General features: G+C 69.1%; 15 protein-coding genes. 7 read left to right on the plus strand and 8 right to left on the minus strand.

Annotated features, from left to right (window positions below; translation table 11 throughout):
- Positions 1 to 312: a GNAT family N-acetyltransferase gene (locus tag ACFVBH_RS17525; RefSeq protein ID WP_354987537.1), complete on the plus strand. Its 312-nt coding sequence runs from the start codon at positions 1 to 3 to the stop codon at positions 310 to 312.
- A complete protein-coding gene (locus ACFVBH_RS17530; protein ID WP_354987538.1) occupies positions 309 to 1295 on the plus strand; it encodes a pirin family protein in 987 nt (328 codons plus the stop codon). Before ACFVBH_RS17525 ends, ACFVBH_RS17530 begins: the two co-directional genes overlap by 4 nt.
- 353 nt (positions 1296 to 1648) lie before the next feature.
- Here ACFVBH_RS17530 and ACFVBH_RS17535 read toward each other — a convergent pair whose 3' ends face one another.
- A complete protein-coding gene (locus ACFVBH_RS17535) occupies positions 1649 to 2491 on the minus strand; it encodes a helix-turn-helix transcriptional regulator (protein WP_379002485.1) in 843 nt (280 codons plus the stop codon).
- 101 nt (positions 2492 to 2592) lie between these two features.
- Between ACFVBH_RS17535 and ACFVBH_RS17540 the strand changes: the two genes are divergently transcribed.
- Positions 2593 to 3600 carry an aldo/keto reductase gene (locus ACFVBH_RS17540; RefSeq protein ID WP_379002487.1) on the plus strand — a complete coding sequence of 336 codons (1008 nt, stop codon included), beginning with the start codon at positions 2593 to 2595 and terminating at the stop codon, positions 3598 to 3600.
- A 100-nt stretch (positions 3601 to 3700) separates the two neighbouring features.
- On the opposite strand, the gene ACFVBH_RS17545 is transcribed toward ACFVBH_RS17540, so the two are convergent.
- From ACFVBH_RS17545 to ACFVBH_RS17555, 3 genes are all read right to left on the minus strand, one after another.
- Positions 3701 to 4171: a PaaI family thioesterase gene (locus ACFVBH_RS17545; RefSeq protein WP_379002489.1), complete on the minus strand. Its 471-nt coding sequence runs from the start codon at positions 4169 to 4171 to the stop codon at positions 3701 to 3703.
- Positions 4172 to 4295: 124 nt separating this feature from the next.
- Entirely contained in the window at positions 4296 to 5804 is a 1509-nt protein-coding gene (mqo, locus tag ACFVBH_RS17550; RefSeq protein WP_379002491.1) for a malate dehydrogenase (quinone), read from the minus strand.
- A 136-nt stretch (positions 5805 to 5940) separates the two neighbouring features.
- Positions 5941 to 6459: a hypothetical protein gene (locus tag ACFVBH_RS17555; protein ID WP_379002494.1), complete on the minus strand. Its 519-nt coding sequence runs from the start codon at positions 6457 to 6459 to the stop codon at positions 5941 to 5943.
- A 145-nt stretch (positions 6460 to 6604) separates the two neighbouring features.
- Here ACFVBH_RS17555 and ACFVBH_RS17560 point away from each other — a divergent pair, with 145 nt between their 5' ends.
- Positions 6605 to 7291 (plus strand): TetR/AcrR family transcriptional regulator, encoded by a 687-nt coding sequence (locus ACFVBH_RS17560; RefSeq protein WP_379002496.1) that lies wholly within the window; start codon positions 6605 to 6607, stop codon positions 7289 to 7291.
- Between the two features lie 15 nt (positions 7292 to 7306).
- On the opposite strand, the gene ACFVBH_RS17565 is transcribed toward ACFVBH_RS17560, so the two are convergent.
- Complete coding sequence (locus tag ACFVBH_RS17565) at positions 7307 to 7837, minus strand: CGNR zinc finger domain-containing protein (protein ID WP_354987545.1); 531 nt, start codon at positions 7835 to 7837, stop codon at positions 7307 to 7309.
- A gap of 38 nt (positions 7838 to 7875) precedes the next feature.
- On the opposite strand from ACFVBH_RS17565, the gene ACFVBH_RS17570 reads away from it, so the two are divergent.
- Positions 7876 to 8856 carry a DMT family transporter gene (locus tag ACFVBH_RS17570; RefSeq protein WP_379002499.1) on the plus strand — a complete coding sequence of 327 codons (981 nt, stop codon included), beginning with the start codon at positions 7876 to 7878 and terminating at the stop codon, positions 8854 to 8856.
- A gap of 450 nt (positions 8857 to 9306) precedes the next feature.
- On the opposite strand, the gene ACFVBH_RS17575 is transcribed toward ACFVBH_RS17570, so the two are convergent.
- Positions 9307 to 10467, minus strand: coding sequence for an epoxide hydrolase family protein (locus ACFVBH_RS17575; protein ID WP_379002501.1), 1161 nt, complete (start codon positions 10465 to 10467; stop codon positions 9307 to 9309).
- 91 nt (positions 10468 to 10558) lie between these two features.
- Here ACFVBH_RS17575 and ACFVBH_RS17580 point away from each other — a divergent pair, with 91 nt between their 5' ends.
- Both ACFVBH_RS17580 and ACFVBH_RS17585 read left to right on the plus strand, forming a co-directional pair.
- Entirely contained in the window at positions 10559 to 11539 is a 981-nt protein-coding gene (locus ACFVBH_RS17580) for a helix-turn-helix transcriptional regulator (RefSeq protein WP_379002503.1), read from the plus strand.
- 285 nt (positions 11540 to 11824) lie between these two features.
- Positions 11825 to 12499: a hypothetical protein gene (locus tag ACFVBH_RS17585; protein WP_379002505.1), complete on the plus strand. Its 675-nt coding sequence runs from the start codon at positions 11825 to 11827 to the stop codon at positions 12497 to 12499.
- A 57-nt stretch (positions 12500 to 12556) separates the two neighbouring features.
- On the opposite strand, the gene ACFVBH_RS17590 is transcribed toward ACFVBH_RS17585, so the two are convergent.
- Together ACFVBH_RS17590 and ACFVBH_RS17595 are read right to left on the minus strand one after the other, a co-directional pair.
- Positions 12557 to 12994 carry a hypothetical protein gene (locus ACFVBH_RS17590; protein WP_379002507.1) on the minus strand — a complete coding sequence of 146 codons (438 nt, stop codon included), beginning with the start codon at positions 12992 to 12994 and terminating at the stop codon, positions 12557 to 12559.
- 301 nt (positions 12995 to 13295) lie between these two features.
- The gene (locus tag ACFVBH_RS17595; RefSeq protein WP_379002509.1) at positions 13296 to 17249 is read right to left on the minus strand and encodes a DNA-directed RNA polymerase subunit beta'; all 3954 of its coding nucleotides are present in this window, start codon (positions 17247 to 17249) and stop codon (positions 13296 to 13298) included.
- Between the last annotated feature and the right edge of the window lie 23 nt (positions 17250 to 17272).

The raw sequence follows: 17272 nt of genomic DNA on the forward strand, positions 1-17272 counted from the left end.
ATGAGCGAACAGGCCGTGGCGGCCGCCGTCGTCCGTAATGAATCACAACACCGATACGAGGTGTGGTACGGGAGCTCGCTCGCCGGGTTCACCGAATACCGTGAGCGCGATGACGACACCGTCTTCATCCACACCGAGATCGACCCCGCGTTCGGCGGGAAGGGGCTGGGCAGCGTCCTGGCCCACGACGCCATCGAGGACGTGATCGCGCGCGGGCGGGTCATCGTGCCGCGCTGCCCGTTCATCAAGGCGTGGCTGGACAAGCATCCGGAGTACGACGCGCACGTCGTCGGCAAGGGCATCAAACGATGAGTGACCTGGAGCCGAATCCGGAGGCCGCGCTGTGCGAGGCGTCCGGGCGGCCGGGTCCGCGCGCGGAATTCTTTCCCGCGCGCGAGGTTCCGCTCGGCGGGGTGCGCGGGGTCACCGTGTTCCGGACGCTGCCGCAGCGGGATCTGCCCACCGTCGGCGCGTGGTGCTTCCTGGACAATTTCGGCTCCGGTTCCGCCGCCAATCCGGCGGGACACGACATCGAACCGCATCCGCACATCGGATTGCAAACGGTCACTTGGCCTTTGGACGGCCGCATCCGCCACCGCGATTCGGTGGGATCGGATGTGGAGATCGCGCCCGGGCAGCTGAACATCATGACCTCGGGCCGCGGCATCGCGCACTCGGAGTACCGGGTGGCCGGGCACGAGTCCGGGGCGGGTCTGCAGCTGTGGATCGCGCTGCCCGACGAGAGTCGCTGGGTGGCACCGCATTTCGAACAGCACCGGGAGCTGCCGGAGTTCGAGCTGCCGGGCGTGCGGGGCACGGTGCTGATCGGCACCCTCGGCGCGGTCACCTCCCCCGCCATCGCCTACACCCCGATCGTCGGCGCGGACCTGCGCGTGGCCCCGGACACGGACGTGCGGCTGCCGCTGAACCCGGAGTTCGAGTACGCGGTCCTGGTGGTCGAGGGCGGGCTGCTGGTGCAGGACAGCCGGGCCGAGCCGGGCGCCCTGCTGTACCTGGGCAGCGACCGCACAGAGGTGCGCCTGCACGAGACCGAGGGCGCGCGCCTGCTGCTGATCGGCGGCGAGCCCCTGGCCGAGGATCTGGTCATGTGGTGGAACTTCGTGGGGCGCAGTCACGATGAGATCGAGGCGGCCCGGAACGACTGGGAGAACCACGATCTCGGGCGCTTCCCCGATATCGCGGGGCACACCCCGGACGAACGGATCCCCGCCCCGCCCCTGCCCGGCGGGCGGCTGAAGCCGCGTAAGCGGCACACGGGCGTGCGGCACGACTGAGCGTGTAGTCGCGCAATGAATTTCGGCCTCGGAGCAGCTCTCCGGGGCCGAATGCGTTTCTCCACAGGAAGACTCGCCCGGCCTTCGAGAGGCGGCGCGCGAATTCCGGCACCGGTCGCGGCGCTCCGCGGCAGCACGCGTTCTCCCTGCGGACGCGACTCTCACTGGCGTCGGACAGTGCTGGCGCGCGATGTGCGGTCAACCGCGCTCCGTGTCGGTCGATTCGGCGACAACTTGTACTCGGCCGCGTTCACGCAACCGACCTTCCAGCCGGCTGCATCGTGATACCCGGATGCGCGGTGGGTTCGGCTCACACGCCGAAGAGTCTTCGGCAACGGCGTAGTCGGGTCGAATCATGTTCGGGTGGTGAGGGTTTGGGTGCCGATCACGCGGAGGAGGTCGAGTTTCTGCTGGGTGTCGGTGCCGGGTTTCGGGTAGTAGACCAGGAGCTGGCGGGTGGAGCTCGGGGTGAGCAGGGGTTCGCAGACCAGCTCCAGCAGGCCGACTTCCGGGTGGATCATGCGTTTGACGTAGCCGCCCGGATCGCGGATCTCGTGTTCGTTCCACAGCGCTTCGAACTCGGGGCCGGTGGCGCGCAGGCGAGTCACCAGTTCGGTGACGTCGGCGTCGCCCGCGCGGCGGGCGGCGGCCTCGCGCAGGCCGGCCACGTGGTGGCGGCCCATGGCGTCGTGGTCCTCGGCCGGGAATCGGCCCCGCTCGTCCGGCGCGGTGAACCAGAGCCAGGGCAGGCAGCGGTCCAGGCCGCGGCGGTGCGAGAAGTCCCCGGAGAGCAGGGTGTGCATGCGGTTCTGGACCAGGATCTCGCCGAGATCGGAGATGACGCAGGCGGGGGTGTCGTCCAACTTGGTCAGCACGTGCAGGATGCCGGGCCCGACGTGGGTGTCGCCGCCGCGAGCGGGCGGCTGCTGCCCCGCCAGGTGATAGAGGTGGTCGCGCTCGCCGTCGGACAGCCGCAGGGCGCGCGCGAGAGCGGCCAGCACCTGGGTGGACGGACGCGGGCCGCGCGCCTGCTCGAGACGCGTGTAGTAGTCGGTGGACATGCCCGCGAGCAGCGCGACCTCGTCCCGGCGCAGGCCGGGGGTGCGCCGCCGCAGCCCCGGCGGCAGCCCGACGGCGGCCGGTTGCAGGGCCTCGCGCCGGCGGCGCAGGAAGTCGGCGAGTTCGTCGCGGTTCACTCCCCCACTGTCCTCCTCCCGCGCCACCCCAGCCAGGGACCCGCTATCCCCCGATCGCGCGTCTCTGCCGGTCCGGGGCGTGCGGGCGCAGAGTTGTTCCCATGACCAAGCACATCGACACCGTCCGGCTCGGCAGCACCGGGCCCACCGTCTCCCGCCTCGGGCTCGGGGCCATGGGTATGTCCGGCATGTACGGGGCCAGTGACGACGCCGTCTCCATCGCCACCGTGCACGCCGCCTTGGACTCGGGCGCGAACCTGATCGACACCGGCGACTTCTACGGCGCGGGGCACAACGAGCAGCTGTTGCGGACCGCGCTGGCGGATCGCAAGCGCGAGGACTACGCGCTCAGCGTGAAATTCGGCGCGCTGCGCGCACCGGGCGGCGGATTCGGGGGTGTGGACACCCGGCCCGAGGCGATCCGCAACTTCCTCACGTATTCGCTGCAGCGGCTCGGCGTGGAGTACATCGACATCTACCGGCCCGCTCGGCTGGACCCGAACGTGCCCATCGAGGAGACCGTCGGGGCCATCGCGGAGCTGATCGAGGCCGGGTACGTGCGGCACATCGGACTCTCGGAGGTGGGCGCGCAGACCCTGCGCCGCGCCGCGGCCGTGCATCCCATCGCCGACCTGCAGATCGAGTACTCGCTCATCTCGCGCGGGATCGAGTCCGAGATCCTGCCCGCCGCAAGGGAACTCGGCGTCGGGATCACCGCCTACGGCGTCCTCTCACGCGGGCTGCTGAGCGATTCCCTGCGCACCGGCGCACCGCTGGCCGCCGACGACTTCCGGGCGCACAGCCCGCGTTTCCAGGGCGAGAACCTGGACGCGAACCTGCGCCTGGTCGCCGAACTCGCCGCCGTCGCCGAACGGCACGGGGTGAGCGTGGCCCAGCTGGCCATCGCCTGGGTGCTCGTGCAGGGCTCCGACATCGTGCCGGTGATCGGCGCGCGCCGGCCCGAGCGCTGGGCCGAAGCCCTGGGCGGACTGGATATTCGGCTCACCGCCGCCGAGTTGGCCGCCATCGAGGACGCGGCGCCGGCCGATCGGGTCGCCGGAGATCGTTATGCCGCGGCGCAATTGGCGATGCTGGACAGCGAACGCTGACTTCGTCCGCGCGACGCGCGCAGGATCCGGTGCCGGCGCTTCCATCGACCCGGCCGCAGCGCGCTGCCCGGGTCGAGCGCACCGGACAGCGGCGTGCGAACTACTTGCGGCGCGGGCGGATCACGGCGGTGAAAGCCGCCGAGGCGACGGCCTTTCCGGTCGTGTCAGTGATGGTTACCGGGACGACGAGTTCGATCTCCACGCCCGCCGCGATGTCGGCGCGGGTCTGCGCGACGGTCTCCGGGCTCAGTTCCGACGTGGCCAGGAACGGCCCGGCCTCGCCCTTCGCGCGGGCCAGGTACTCGATCTTCCCGTCCCGGGCGACGATGAAGGTGTCGCCCATCAGATCCACGATGCCGGAGATGGACGCGCCCATCGCGGCGGTCTCGGCCATGCCGAACAGCAGGGCCGCGTGGATGTCGCCGTTGTGGTTGAGGTGCTCCGGTTTGGGAGCCATGCTCACCACATTGCGGCCGACGGCGAAGTCGACCGCGTCGATGCCGGTGAACTGGATGAAGCCCAGCTTCTTGAAGCCGGCCATCACCAGATCACCCATGGTGGCGCTGTCCATCGCATCTCCTGTCGACCGCGAAAAATGAAACGTGTTCCATTTTCATACCGCGTGCGGCGGGGCTTGTCCACGGTGCGGCGGCACGATGGCAGGCACCTGCCGTGTTCGGCGGGCCGACCCGGCCTCAGTCGCGCAGCGGCGCGGTCAATCCCAGGATCTCGGCGGTGCGGGAGGTGGTGTGCCGCGCCAGGGCCGCGTCACCGGCCAGACTCGAGCCCAGGGTGGGGATCAGTTCGCGCAGGCTCGGCGCCCAATAGCGCTGATACGACGGGAAGCACCGGGCCAGCACCTCCAGCAGAATCGCCGGTGCGGTCGACGCCCCCGGCGACGCGCCCAGGACGGCCGCGATCGAACCATCGTGCGCGGCAACGACTTCGGTACCGAACTCCAGCACCCCGCGGCGGCCGGGTTCCCCCTTGACGATCTGCGCGCGCTGACCGGCGGTGATCATGGTCCAGTCGTCCATGACCGCTTCGGGCGCGAATTCGCGCAGCGCGGCGAGTTTCTTCTTGCGGGTGGCGGTGAGCTGTTTGGTGAGCAGCCAGACCAGCGGCAGATTGCTCGCCAGCATCGAGGTCAGCGGCCCGATGTTGTGCGGGCGCAGCGAACCCGGCGCGTCCAGGATCGAGCCGTTCTTCAGGAATTTGGGGTTCGTCCCCGCGTAGGGGCCGAACAACAGCGCCCGCTCCCCGTCGATGACGCGAGTATCCAAGTGCGGCATGGACATCGGCGGCGCTCCGACCGGCGCCTTGCCGTACACTTTCGCGTCGTGCCGCGCGATGATCTCCGGATTGTCGCAACGCAGGAACCGCCCGCTCACCGGGAGCAGCCCGTATCCGCGCGCTTCGGGCACACCGGCCTTCTGCAGCAGTTTCAGCGCCCAGCCACCACCGCCGGCGAAAACGAAACGCGCGTCGACCTTGTGCGTGAAGCGGTCGTTGTCGGTGTGCTGATGAATGCGCAGTTGCCAGGAGCCGTCGTTGTTGCGACGCATCCCCCGGACCTCGCAGCGCGGATTGATCGAGACGTCGACGCTCTTGAGGTAGGTGAAGATCTGTTTGGCGAGGGCGCCGAAGTTCACGTCGCTGCCGGTCACGTCCCGGGTGGCGGCGATCGGCTCGCCCGGGTCACGCGATTGCGCGAGCAGCGGGGCCCATTCGCCGATGACGGCGGGATCGTCGCTGAATCTCATGGAGCCGAAAAGCGCGTTCTCGGACAGGGTCTCGAATCTGCGCCGGAGATAATCGACATCGGTCTTGCCGTGCACCAGCGTCATATGCGGCACCGGATTGATGAAAGTCTCCGGCTTGCCGAGGATTCCGGCCTCCACCAGCGCCGCCCACAATTGGCGACTCTGCTGGAACTGCTCGTTGACCGTGAGCGCCCGGCCGATATCGATCGAGCCGTCCGGCAGTTCGGCGGTGTAATTCAGTTCGCACAGCCCGGAATGGCCGGTACCGGCGTTGTTCCAGGGGTCCGAGGCCTCGCCCGCCAATTCGGGTAGTCGCTCGTACACCGCGATCGTCCAGGTCGGTTCCAGATGTTTGAGCAGCAGACCCAGGGTCGCGCTCATGATTCCGCCGCCGACCAGTACCACGTCATAGGGCCGCAGCGACGCTTGCGTTTTCGTCATTACCCGCTCGACCCCCATAGGACTTCTGGAACGTAGGCACGCTAGCACCGGATTCCCCTTCGTGTGCAGGGGCGGGATCCGGATCGGTGCCCTATCCCACAGGTGCGCATCGACTCGCGTGCGCCGGGGTACCCGGTCAGATCAGGGCGGTGAGAACCAGGCCCAGGGCGGCGCCGCCGAAGACCAGCACGTGCCGGATGTTCTGCAGCGTCCAGGTCCAGTCCGGGAAGCCCGCTTCGGCCTCCTTCAGCAGGGCGGGGACGTCGATGCGGGCCAGCATCGGGTCGCCCTTCTTCGCGAAGGCCGCGCGCACCGACTGCACCGCGGTGAGGTTGCTGTACAGGATCACGCCGTTGCCGAGCAGCACCAGGGTCAGCAGCACCCAGTTCAGCGGGCGAGCCAGGTCCGCGCCGGCGAAGTTGAGCCCGGCCAGCGCGATCATGATCGCCGCGATGCTGATCGGCGCGGCACTCTCGTGGCCGCTGGCGTCGAAGCGCATGCCGTTCTCGCGCAGCACGCTGGTGCGCACGCCCTGGCGGGCCAGTTCGGCCTCGGCGCGGGCCATGGCGGGCTTGCCGTAGCGGCTGCGCACGATCGGCATGCTCACGAAGGCGGCGGCGATGGCGAGGGCGCTGGTGGCGATGACGGCGTTCATGTTTCGGTCTCCTGCTTCGCGGCCCGCGGTCTCGGCGGGTCCGACTTGAACTAAGTACAAGGGAACCATAGCCGAGTACTTGAACTAAGTGCAAGTAGTTTCTTGAACTTTGTGAAAGTGCCTGGTGAGCACCTAAAGTCGGGGCATGCCGCGCGAAACGCTCACCCGCGAACAGATCATCGGGACCGCCATCGACCTGCTCGACGAACAGGGCCTGGACGGACTGAACATGCGCGAACTGGGCAAGCGGCTCGACGCCGCCGCCACCGCCATGTACTGGCACGTCCGCAACAAGGACAATCTGGTGCGCCTGGCCACCGACGAGGTGTGGGCCGAGATCGAACTACCCGACCTGGACGCCCTCGACTGGCGCGCGGCGGCCGAGCTCCTGGCCACCGGGATGTACACGATGCTGAACCGGCACCCGTGGATCGTGCAGGCGCAGGCCGGCTATCTGCTCTACGGCCCCAACAAGTCCCGCCACGACGAGCACGTGCTCACGGTGTACGAGCGCGCCGGCTTCGACGACGACGCGGCCGACCGGGCCGCGGCGACCGTGTTCATGTTCGTGCTCGGCAACGCGGTCGGGGCCGCGGCGAACATCTCGATCGAGCGGCGGCTCGGCCGCAACGGCGGCGACCCGGAAGCCAAACTGAGCGAAGCGATGTCCGAGGCCACCGCGGTCGCGATGGAGTTCCCGCGGTTGCGGGCGCGCATCGAGCGCCAGGCCGCCACCGACTACAACGCCGCGCCGGACAGCAGCTTCGAGTTCGGGCTGGCCGCGCTGCTACAGGGGTTGCAGGATCAGCTCGCCGATCGTGAGACGCCGTAGCGCTTCACGATCCGATCACTTCTTTCGAGCGCGATAGGCCGCGACGGCGTTGCGGTTGCCGCACGCCACGCTGCAGTAGCGGCGAGATCTGTTGCGGGACAAGTCCAGAACGATGCCGTCGCAGGTCTCATCGGCACACAGGGCCAGGCGGCTGAGCTCGTCGGCGCGGATCAGGTCGATCATCGCCATGGCCGTCTCCACGGCGATGCGCACATCCAGCGGAGCGTCCGGCGGGACCGCGTGCACGTGGTAGTCCAGGGCGTCGTGACGCACCAGGCGCGGGACCGCGCGGTGGCGGGCCAGGATCTCGTTCACCAGGGTCACCGCGGTGTCGCGATCGGCGGTCAGCAGCTCGCGCATCGGGGCGCGCTGGGCCCGCACCGCGGCCAGTTCCCGCGCGTCGCCCGTGCGGACGCCGGTGTAGCCGTGGCGGTCGAAGAACTCCGCGAGCTGCTCGGCGTCGGTCATCGTGTCCGGCGCCTCGGCCGAATTCACCAGCTCGACCGCGGCGGCCATCGACGCCACTGTGTCATGAGCAAAAGACATGTTGACACATTACCGCACGAGCCTTAGCGTCATTAGTCATGGCGACTTTGACTCATGACACCGCGGTGCCGAGCCGGATCCGGAACGGCCTGTTGCTCGCGGCGTTGTCGGCCGCCTCCTTCGGCCTCTCGGGCAGCCTCGGCCGCGGCATGATGAACGCGGGGTGGAGCCCGGCCTCGACGGTGATCGTGCGCGTGCTGCTCGGCGCGCTGGTGCTGCTGCCGGTGGCGCTGGTGCAATTGCGCGGGCGCTGGGAACTGCTGCGGCAGAACGCCCCGCTGCTCGTCATGTACGGCCTGGCCGCCGTCGCCGGTGCGCAGCTGGCGTACTTCAACGCCGTCGCGCACATGGAAGTCGGCGTCGCCCTGCTCATCGAGTACACCGCGCCCATCGCGGTGGTGCTGTGGCTGTGGCTGCGGCACCGCCAGCAGCCCGGGCGCGCAACGGTTCTCGGGGCCGTCATCGGCATCGCCGGACTGCTGCTGGTCCTGGATCTGCGCTCCGGGGCCGACACCAGCTGGATCGGAATCCTCTGGGCGCTGGGCGCGATGGCCGGCGCCGCCGTGTACTTCGTGCTGTCGGGCCAGAGCGGCGAGGCGCTGCCCGGCGCGGTGCTGGCCACCGGCGGCCTGCTGATCGGCGGTCTCGGCATTCTCGCCGCGGGCCTGCTCGGCATCGTCCCGCTGCGCACCACCGCGAACCCCGTGGCCTTCGACGACTTCACCACCCCCTGGTGGACGCCCCTGCTCGCCCTGGGCGTGATCACCGCGGCCCTGGCCTACCTCTCCGGGATCGCCGCCACCCGCCTGCTCGGCTCCCGCCTGGCCTCCTTCGCCGCCCTCACCGAGGTCGTGGCCGCCATCGGCTTCGCCTGGCTGCTGCTCGGCGAAACCCCCGGCCCGATCCAATTGCTGGGCGGCGCACTGATTCTCGCGGGCGTGGTGGTGGTCCGCCTCGGCGAGCCGGCCACCCGGCCCACGGTCGCCACCTCGGCCACGGCCTCGGCGACCACGGCCTGAGCCGGCCCGCCGACCGCTACAGCCTTTCTCGGCGGCCCAGCGGGGATGGCGCAACCAACGGCATCGGCCCGGCCCGGCCGGTCGGGCTTCGGATCCGATGCTCCCGCGTCGACCGCGGATCCCCGCCGAATTCACGCCGAGCAACGGAGCACCTCCCGCCGCGCTACCCCGACCCGTCCAGCCGCTCGGGCCGCCGCGTCCCACCTCGGCGAATCACAGGATGCGTTCCGTGGCGGCCCTCCGCGTTGTCGCACTCGGCGATGCTCCGAAGCATCAATCCCTTTGCCGGGGCCCGCCGTATCGCGCCGCTGCTCGAAACCGACACGGCCCCAGGCGCACCGGCCGAACCGACTGCGGAGGCAGCCACTCACCGGGTCGAGCGAGGGCACGGTCCGGAGACACCGCAGCGGGCAACGGACCGAGCGGAACTCGCGGCTCGGCGACCCGAGATCAGGCGACCGGCTCGACCGGGCGGTCTGCCAGCAGCGTGAAGAAGGCGCGGATGTCGGCCACGTGGGCGGCGGGCTGTTCCATGGCCACGAAGTGGTTGCCGGGATTGCCCTCGGGCCAGTGGACGATGTCGTTGTGGTCGCCGGCCAGGCGGCGCATCAGGGGCATGCCGCCGCCGTACTGGCCCGTCGGGACCAGGTTCTGGCCCTTGGGCATGGCGAAGCCGCCGTCGACCAGGCCGTCGTACATCGGCCACGAGGAGGTGGCGGCCGTGTTGGTGAACCAGTACAGGGCGGCGTTGGTCAGCAGGTGGTCGCGCTTCATGACGTCCTCGGGGTGATCGGCCATCGGGCTGAACTCGTGGAACTTCTGCATCAACCAGCCGAGCAGGCCGGCCGGGGAATCGGTCCACGCGTGCGCGAGGGACTGGGGCGCGGCGCGCAGCAGGGAGTGATGGTCGGTGCCGCCGGTCATCCAGCCCCGCATCATGTCCCAGTCGGCCAGCTCGCTCGCCGACATGCCCGGCACATCGGCGGCGGTGGGCATGCCGAGGCCGCCGTCGACGTGCACGCCGATCACGTGTTCCGGTGCGACCAGGGCGATTTCGGGGGCGACGTACGCGCCCAGATCACCGCCCTGGGTGCCGTACCGGTCGTAGCCGAGGCGGTCCATCAGGGCCGCGAACATGGTCGCCACCCGGCGCACCGTCATACCGGTCGCGCCGGGCGCCTGCGAGAACGCGAAACCCGGAACCGACGGCACGACCACGTGGAAGGCCGGCTCGGGGTCGAGGCCGTGCGCGCGGGGATCGGTCAGCGGGCCGATGGTGTCGGTGAATTCCACGAACGAGTTCGGCCAGCCGTGGGTCAGCAGCAGCGGCACCGCGTGCGGCTCGGGCGAGCGCACGTGCAGGAAGTGCACATCCAGGCCGTCGATCTCGGTCAGGAACTGCGGAAAGGCGTTGAGCTCGGCTTCGACTGCCCGCCAATCGAATTCGGTGCGCCAGTACTCGACGAGCTCACGCAGGTAGGCGACCGGCACGCCGCGCTCCCAGTCCTGCCCCGGCAGCTGCGCGGACCAGCGGGTCCGGGCCAGCCGATCCCGCAGGTCGCCGAGGTCGGCCCGCGCGATGTCGATGCGGAAGGGGCGGATGGCGGTCATGGGAACTCCTCGTGTCGTCGTTCGAACCGAGGACCACGTTAGGAAGCATCTAGGACAGGTCGCGGCCTAGTTGTGCGAGAGGATGTCGAGCATGAACGACACACCCGGGCGACTACTGCGCATGCTGTCGCTGCTGCAGACCCCGCGCGAATGGCCGGGCAGCGAACTGGCCGAACGGCTCGGTGTCAGCGACCGCACCGTGCGCCGTGACATCGACCGCCTGCGCGACCTCGGCTACCCGGTCGAGGCCACGCTCGGCGTGACCGGCGGCTACCGGCTGGCCGCCGGAGCGGCACTGCCGCCGCTGCTGCTCGACGACGACGAGGCCGTGGCCATCGCCGTCGGGTTGCGAGCGGCCGCCGGGCAGGCCGTGGCGGGCATCGAGGAATCCTCGGTCCGGGCCCTGGCCAAACTCGAACAGGTGCTGCCCGCCAAGCTCCGCCGCCGCGTGCGGGTGCTGGGCGCGGCCACCGCCGTGTTCACCGGCACCGGGCCGACCGCCGACCCCGAGGTGCTGGCCACCCTGGCCGCCACCATCACCAATCACGAACGCGTCCGCTTCACCTATCGCGACGCCGCGGGGGCCGAATCGCGCCGCAACGTCGAACCCAACGGCCTGAGCGCCACCCGTGGACGCTGGTACCTGGTCGCCTACGACGTGGATCGCAACGCCTGGCGCAGTTTTCGCGTCGACCGCGTCACCGCGCCGCAGCCCACCGCGGCCCGATTCACCCCGCGCGAGCTGCCCGCCGAGCATGCGGCCGCCTACGTGGCGGGCGCTCGCACCGACTGGGGCATAACGCCCTTCGCCGTCGATGTGACCATTCACGCTCCCCTGCACCGGATTTCCGGCGGTCTCGGCGAGAGCCCCGGCGAGCTGAACGCCGTCGATGCCGATACCTGTCGCCTGCGGGGCATTCGCGAGGACTCGGTCGAGTGGCTGGCCGGGCGGCTCATAACCCTCGGCGTCGCGTACGAAGTCCGCGAATCTCCCGAACTGGCCGCGCAATTGCGCGCGGCGGCGGACCGCATCGCCCTGGCCCTGTCCGCGCCCGCCGGATCGGAGAACTGAGCGCTCTCCCGACACCGGCACGCCCTCGGCCGGACCGGCGAGCAGGGGCATCGCCGCGACGATGCGGCCGACCCCGGATCGCCATGCGCCGACGGGCATGTCGCACCGCGCTTCCGAAGCGCGGACTTCGAGCGTCGCCACGACGGCGAGCGTGCGCACCCGCGCCGGCATCCGGGCCCGTCGCATATGCGACGCGGGGTTCCTATCCCCCGCGCCGCCCGGTACGGTCGTTGCGCAAGATCACGCCACAACCCGTTTCGCAGCGCTAGGGGCACCACCATGGGCATGACCAGGATCATTGCGCCGACACTGTTCTGCCTCACGGCGACGGTCGTCGCGAGCACACCCGCGGTGGCGGATCCGGCCGGAGCAGCGCCCGCCGTACAGGTGAGCGGCACCGATCACGGCGTGGACTACCGGGTGGAGTTGTCCGCGGACAAGCGCGCCGCGGTCAGCACCGTGGCGGCCGGGCGCTTCCTGGCCACCTGGGACGGGCAGGCGATCGTCGCCACCGACGCCGACGGGCTCGAATTGGCCACCGTCCCACTGACATACGAGATCTCCGGGAAGAACCTGGAATTCGCGCCGGTCATCGACGAGGACGGCCGCCGCCTCACCCTGACGCCCAAGGCCGCGTCCCCGGTAGCGCTGCGCGACGTCAACGCCCAGCAGCATTTCTTCGACGTCGTCCAGGCGCACCTGCCGGCCGTCGCCACCGGCGCGGCCATCGGCGGCGCGATCGGCTTCCTGATCGGTTTCCCCGCCGGGCTCTTCGTCTTCGACATCATCACCGTCCCGATCCTGACGGTGGTCGGCGCCCTGCTCGGCGGCGCGATCGGCCTCCAGCAGGCGGGCGGTCAGCCGGCCGTCGACGCGGCCCTGGCCTACGCGAATTCCCTGGTCCCCGGCGCTTCCCAGGCTCTGGCCCCGGCCTTCGAGGCCCTCCCGCCACCACGCTGACACCTCGAACCGTAGCCAGACGACCAGTTCATCGGGGTCGATGAACTGTGTTCGCGGCTAGCGCATGAAGGTCAGCGACTCGATCTGCGCGCTGCCGGTCAGGTAGTACCAGTCGCCGTCCCTGTTGCCCGCCAACTGGAATCGCAGGATATGCCCCGCCGCCGGACCATCCACAATCGTCCACAGGGTGTTGGGCAATCCGCTCGCGGTACTGACGCTCCCGTCCGACCAGATGAACCGCGCCTGCGACCGCGACCCGAACCCGACCCACGGCAGCTCGGCCTCGAACCGCCCGGACACCACCCCCGGCAACAACGGACTGACGCAATCCCACACCTCCGCCGTCCGCCGCACCCCCTGCCCGGCACTCCCAGACCCGGGCACCAGCGCCCCGGTCAGCACGTTCCCCCGGTAGCACCCGCCCAACCCCGCCTCCGACGGCGCGGCGGCGCCGATCCCGGCCGAGCCCACCGATAACGCGGCGGCACAGAGCATTACGGCAAGTACACGACGCCCAGCCACCATCGGGAACCCCTTCACGCCGCACCCATCCAGAGCTTCACGCTATCACTCGAGATCAACACCGGTCGGCGGATCACCGGATCGTGCGCTCCGGCCGAACCGCGCGGACCACGCCCTCGACGAATCCAGAGGACACCGTGACCGGAGCTCCCCCGCGGCCACGGTGAATCCGGCATCGTCGCGGCCGGACCCGCCGCCGCGCGACACCTCCCCGCACGGCAAACGGCCCCCGCTCCGAAGAGCGGGGGCCGAATGTTGTTCCTGGACCGAAGCTTTAGCGGTAGTCGCTGAAGCCGTAGTCGTCCAGCGGAACCGCGGCACCGGTCGTGGTGCCGAAGCCGTCCGGGGTGTAGTAGGTGTCGTCGTAGGACGGCACCGCGTACGCGGCCTGACGGGCCTCCTCGGTGGGCTGGACCTGGATGTTGCGGTAGCGGTTGATACCGGTACCGGCCGGGATCAGCTTGCCGATGATCACGTTCTCCTTCAAGCCGATCAGCTTGTCGGAGCGGCAGTTGATCGCGGCGTCCGTGAGCACGCGGGTGGTCTCCTGGAAGGAGGCCGCCGACAGCCACGAATCGGTCGCGAGCGACGCCTTGGTGATACCCATCAGCACCGGACGACCCGACGCCGGCTCGGCACCCTCGGCGACCACGCGGCGGTTCGAGTTCTCGAACTCGGCACGCTCGACGAGCGAACCGGGCAGGAACTCGGTCGCACCCGAGTCGATGATGGTGACGCGACGCAGCATCTGGCGAACGATGACCTCGATGTGCTTGTCGTGGATCGACACACCCTGCGAGCGGTAGACCTCCTGGACCTCGTGGACCAGGTGGATCTGCACCTGACGGGGGCCCATCACGCGCAGCACCTCGTGCGGATCAGCCGAACCCTCCAGCAGCTGCTGGCCGACCTCGACATGATCGCCGTCGGCGAGCAGGCGCTCCGAGCCGTCCTCGTGCTTGAACACCCGCAGCCGCTGACGCTTCGACAGCTTGTCGTACAGGACCTCGTCCGACCCGTCGTCCGGGATGATCGTGATCTTGTAGAAGCGGTCGTCGTCCTCGAGCCGCACGCGACCCGAGACCTCCGCGATCGGCGCCTTGCCCTTGGGCACACGAGCCTCGAAGAGCTCCTGCACGCGGGGCAGACCGCCGGTGATGTCATCGCCCGCGACACCACCCTGGTGGAAGGTACGCATGGTCAGCTGGGTACCGGGCTCACCGATGGACTGCGCGGCGACGATACCGACGGCCTCACCGATGTCGACCAGCTTGCCGGTCGCCATCGAGCGGCCGTAGCAGGTCGCACACACGCCGGTGCCGGTGGTGCAGGTCAGCACGGAGCGGACCTTCACCTCGGTGATGCCGGCCTCGAGCAGCGCGTCCAGCGCCGGGTCGCCGAGATCGTGACCCTTCTCGATGACGACGTTGCCGTTGGCGTCCAGCGCGTCGGTGGCGAGGGTACGAGCGTAGGTGCTCGTCTCCACGTGCGCGTCCCGGATCAGCGAGCCGTCGGCCTGCTTCTCCGCGATCGGCACCACGATGCCGCGCTCGGTGCCACAGTCGGTCTCGCGCACGATGACGTCCTGCGACACGTCGACCAGACGACGGGTCAGGTAGCCCGAGTCCGCGGTACGAAGCGCGGTGTCGGCCAGACCCTTTCGAGCGCCGTGCGTGTTGATGAAGTACTCCAGAACCGTCAGGCCCTCACGGAAGGAGGACTTGATCGGCTGCGGGATGAACTCACCCTTCGGGTTCGTCACCAGGCCCTTCATACCCGCGAGGGTACGGGTCTGGGTGAAGTTACCCGTCGCGCCCGAGTCGACGATCGTGATGATCGGGTTGTCGGCCGGGTAGTGGTCGCGCAGCGCGCGGCCGACCTCTTCGGTCGCTTCCTGCCAGATCTTGACCAGGGCGTTGTTGCGCTCCTGGTGATCGAGAGCACCACGCTGGTACTTCTTCTCGATCTGATTGGCCTGCTCGTCGTAGCGCGCCATGATCTCGGACTTGTTCGGCGGAACCAGAACGTCCGACATCGAGACGGTGACGCCGGAACGGGTGGCCCAGTAGAAGCCCGCGTCCTTCAGCTTGTCGACCGTCTGGGCGACCACGATCATCGGGTAGCGCTCGGCGAGATCGTTGATGATCGCCGCCTGCCGCTTCTTCGGCATCGGCTCGTCGATGAACGCGTAGTCCGCCGGGAGCAGATCGTTGAAGATGACGCGGCCCAGCGTGGTCTTGACCGTCCACGCGTCGCCCCGCTGCCAGCCGTTCGGGAACAGCTCGGCCTCGGTGTCCTTCGGCGGGCGCTGCTCGGTCAGGCGGACCTTGATCAGCGAACGCACGGTGAGCTCACCGCGGTCCACCGCCATCTGCGCCTCGGCCGGCGAGGAGTACACGCCGAACTCGGCGGAATCCTTTGTCGCGGCCTGGTATTCGCCCTTGCCACCCTCTTCGAGGCGGGTCAGGTAGAACAGGCCGGTCACCATGTCCAGACGCGGCATGGCGAGCGGACGACCCGACGCGGGCGACAGGATGTTGTTCGAGGACAGCATCAGGATGCGGGCCTCGGCCTGCGCCTCCGCGGACAGCGGCAGGTGCACGGCCATCTGGTCACCGTCGAAGTCGGCGTTGAACGCCTCACACACGAGCGGGTGCAGCTGGATGGCCTTGCCCTCGACCAGCAGCGGCTCGAAGGCCTGGATACCCAGGCGGTGCAGGGTGGGCGCGCGGTTCAGCAGCACCGGGTGCTCGGAGATGACCTCTTCGAGGACGTCCCACACCTGGGCGCGCTGGCGCTCGACCATCCGCTTGGCGGACTTGATGTTCTGCGCGTGGTTGAGATCGACCAGACGCTTCATGACGAACGGCTTGAACAGCTCGAGCGCCATCAGCTTCGGCAGACCGCACTGGTGCAGCTTGAGCTGCGGACCGACCACGATGACCGAACGGCCCGAGTAGTCCACGCGCTTACCGAGCAGGTTCTGACGGAAACGACCCTGCTTGCCCTTGAGCAGATCGCTCAGGGACTTCAGCGGGCGGTTACCCGGACCGGTGACCGGACGGCCACGACGGCCGTTGTCGAACAGCGCGTCGACCGACTCCTGCAGCATGCGCTTCTCGTTGTTCACGATGATCTCGGGCGCACCCAGATCGATCAGTCGCTTCAAACGGTTGTTGCGGTTGATCACGCGGCGGTACAGGTCGTTCAGGTCGGAGGTCGCGAAGCGGCCACCGTCGAGCTGAACCATCGGGCGCAGCTCCGGCGGGATCACCGGGACAGCGTCCAGCACCATGCCCATGGGCGAGTTGCCGTTCATCTGGAACGCGGCGACGACCTTGAGACGCTTCAGCGCGCGAAGCTTCTTCTGGCCCTTGCCCGTCCGGATGATCTCACGCAGGTTCTCGGCCTCGGCCGGGATGTCGAACTGCTCCATGAGCTTCTGGATCGCCTCGGCGCCCATGTGACCCGTGAAGTACTCGCCGTACTCGTCCTGCAGCTCGCGGTACAGCATCTCGTCCACGATGAGCTGCTTGACCGACAGCTTGGTGAACGTGGTCCAGACCTCGTCGAGCCGGTCCAGCTCGCGCTGGGCGCGGTCGCGCAGCTGACGCATCTCGCGCTCGCCGCCGTCCTTGACCTTGCGGCGCACGTCGGACTTGGCGCCCTCGGCCTCGAGCTCGGCCAGGTCGGCCTCGAGCTTCTGGGCGCGGGCCTCCAGGTCGGCGTCGCGCTGATCGGCGACGACCTTCTTGCGCACGTCCATCTCGGCTTCGAGGGTGGACAGCTCGTTGTGGCGAGCCTCCTCGTTCACCTCGGTGATGACGTAGGCGGCGAAGTAGATGATCTTCTCGAGATCCTTCGGCGCCAGGTCGAGCAGGTAACCCAGGCGCGAAGGCACGCCCTTGAAGTACCAGATGTGGGTGACCGGCGCGGCCAGCTCGATGTGGCCCATCCGCTCGCGGCGCACCTTGGCGCGAGTGACCTCGACGCCACAGCGCTCACAGATGATGCCCTTGAAGCGGACGCGCTTGTACTTACCGCAGTAGCACTCCCAGTCCCGGGTGGGACCGAAGATCTTCTCGCAGAAGAGGCCGTCCTTCTCGGGCTTCAGCGTGCGGTAGTTGATGGTCTCCGGCTTCTTCACTTCGCCGAACGACCACTGACGAATGTCTTCGGCGGAAGCCAGGCCGATCCGGAGTTCATCGAAGAAGTTGACGTCTAGCACGTAACTTCCTTTCCCCTGTACGG

Source organism: Nocardia sp. NPDC057668, from assembly GCF_042799795.1.
GTDB lineage: Bacteria > Actinomycetota > Actinomycetes > Mycobacteriales > Mycobacteriaceae > Nocardia.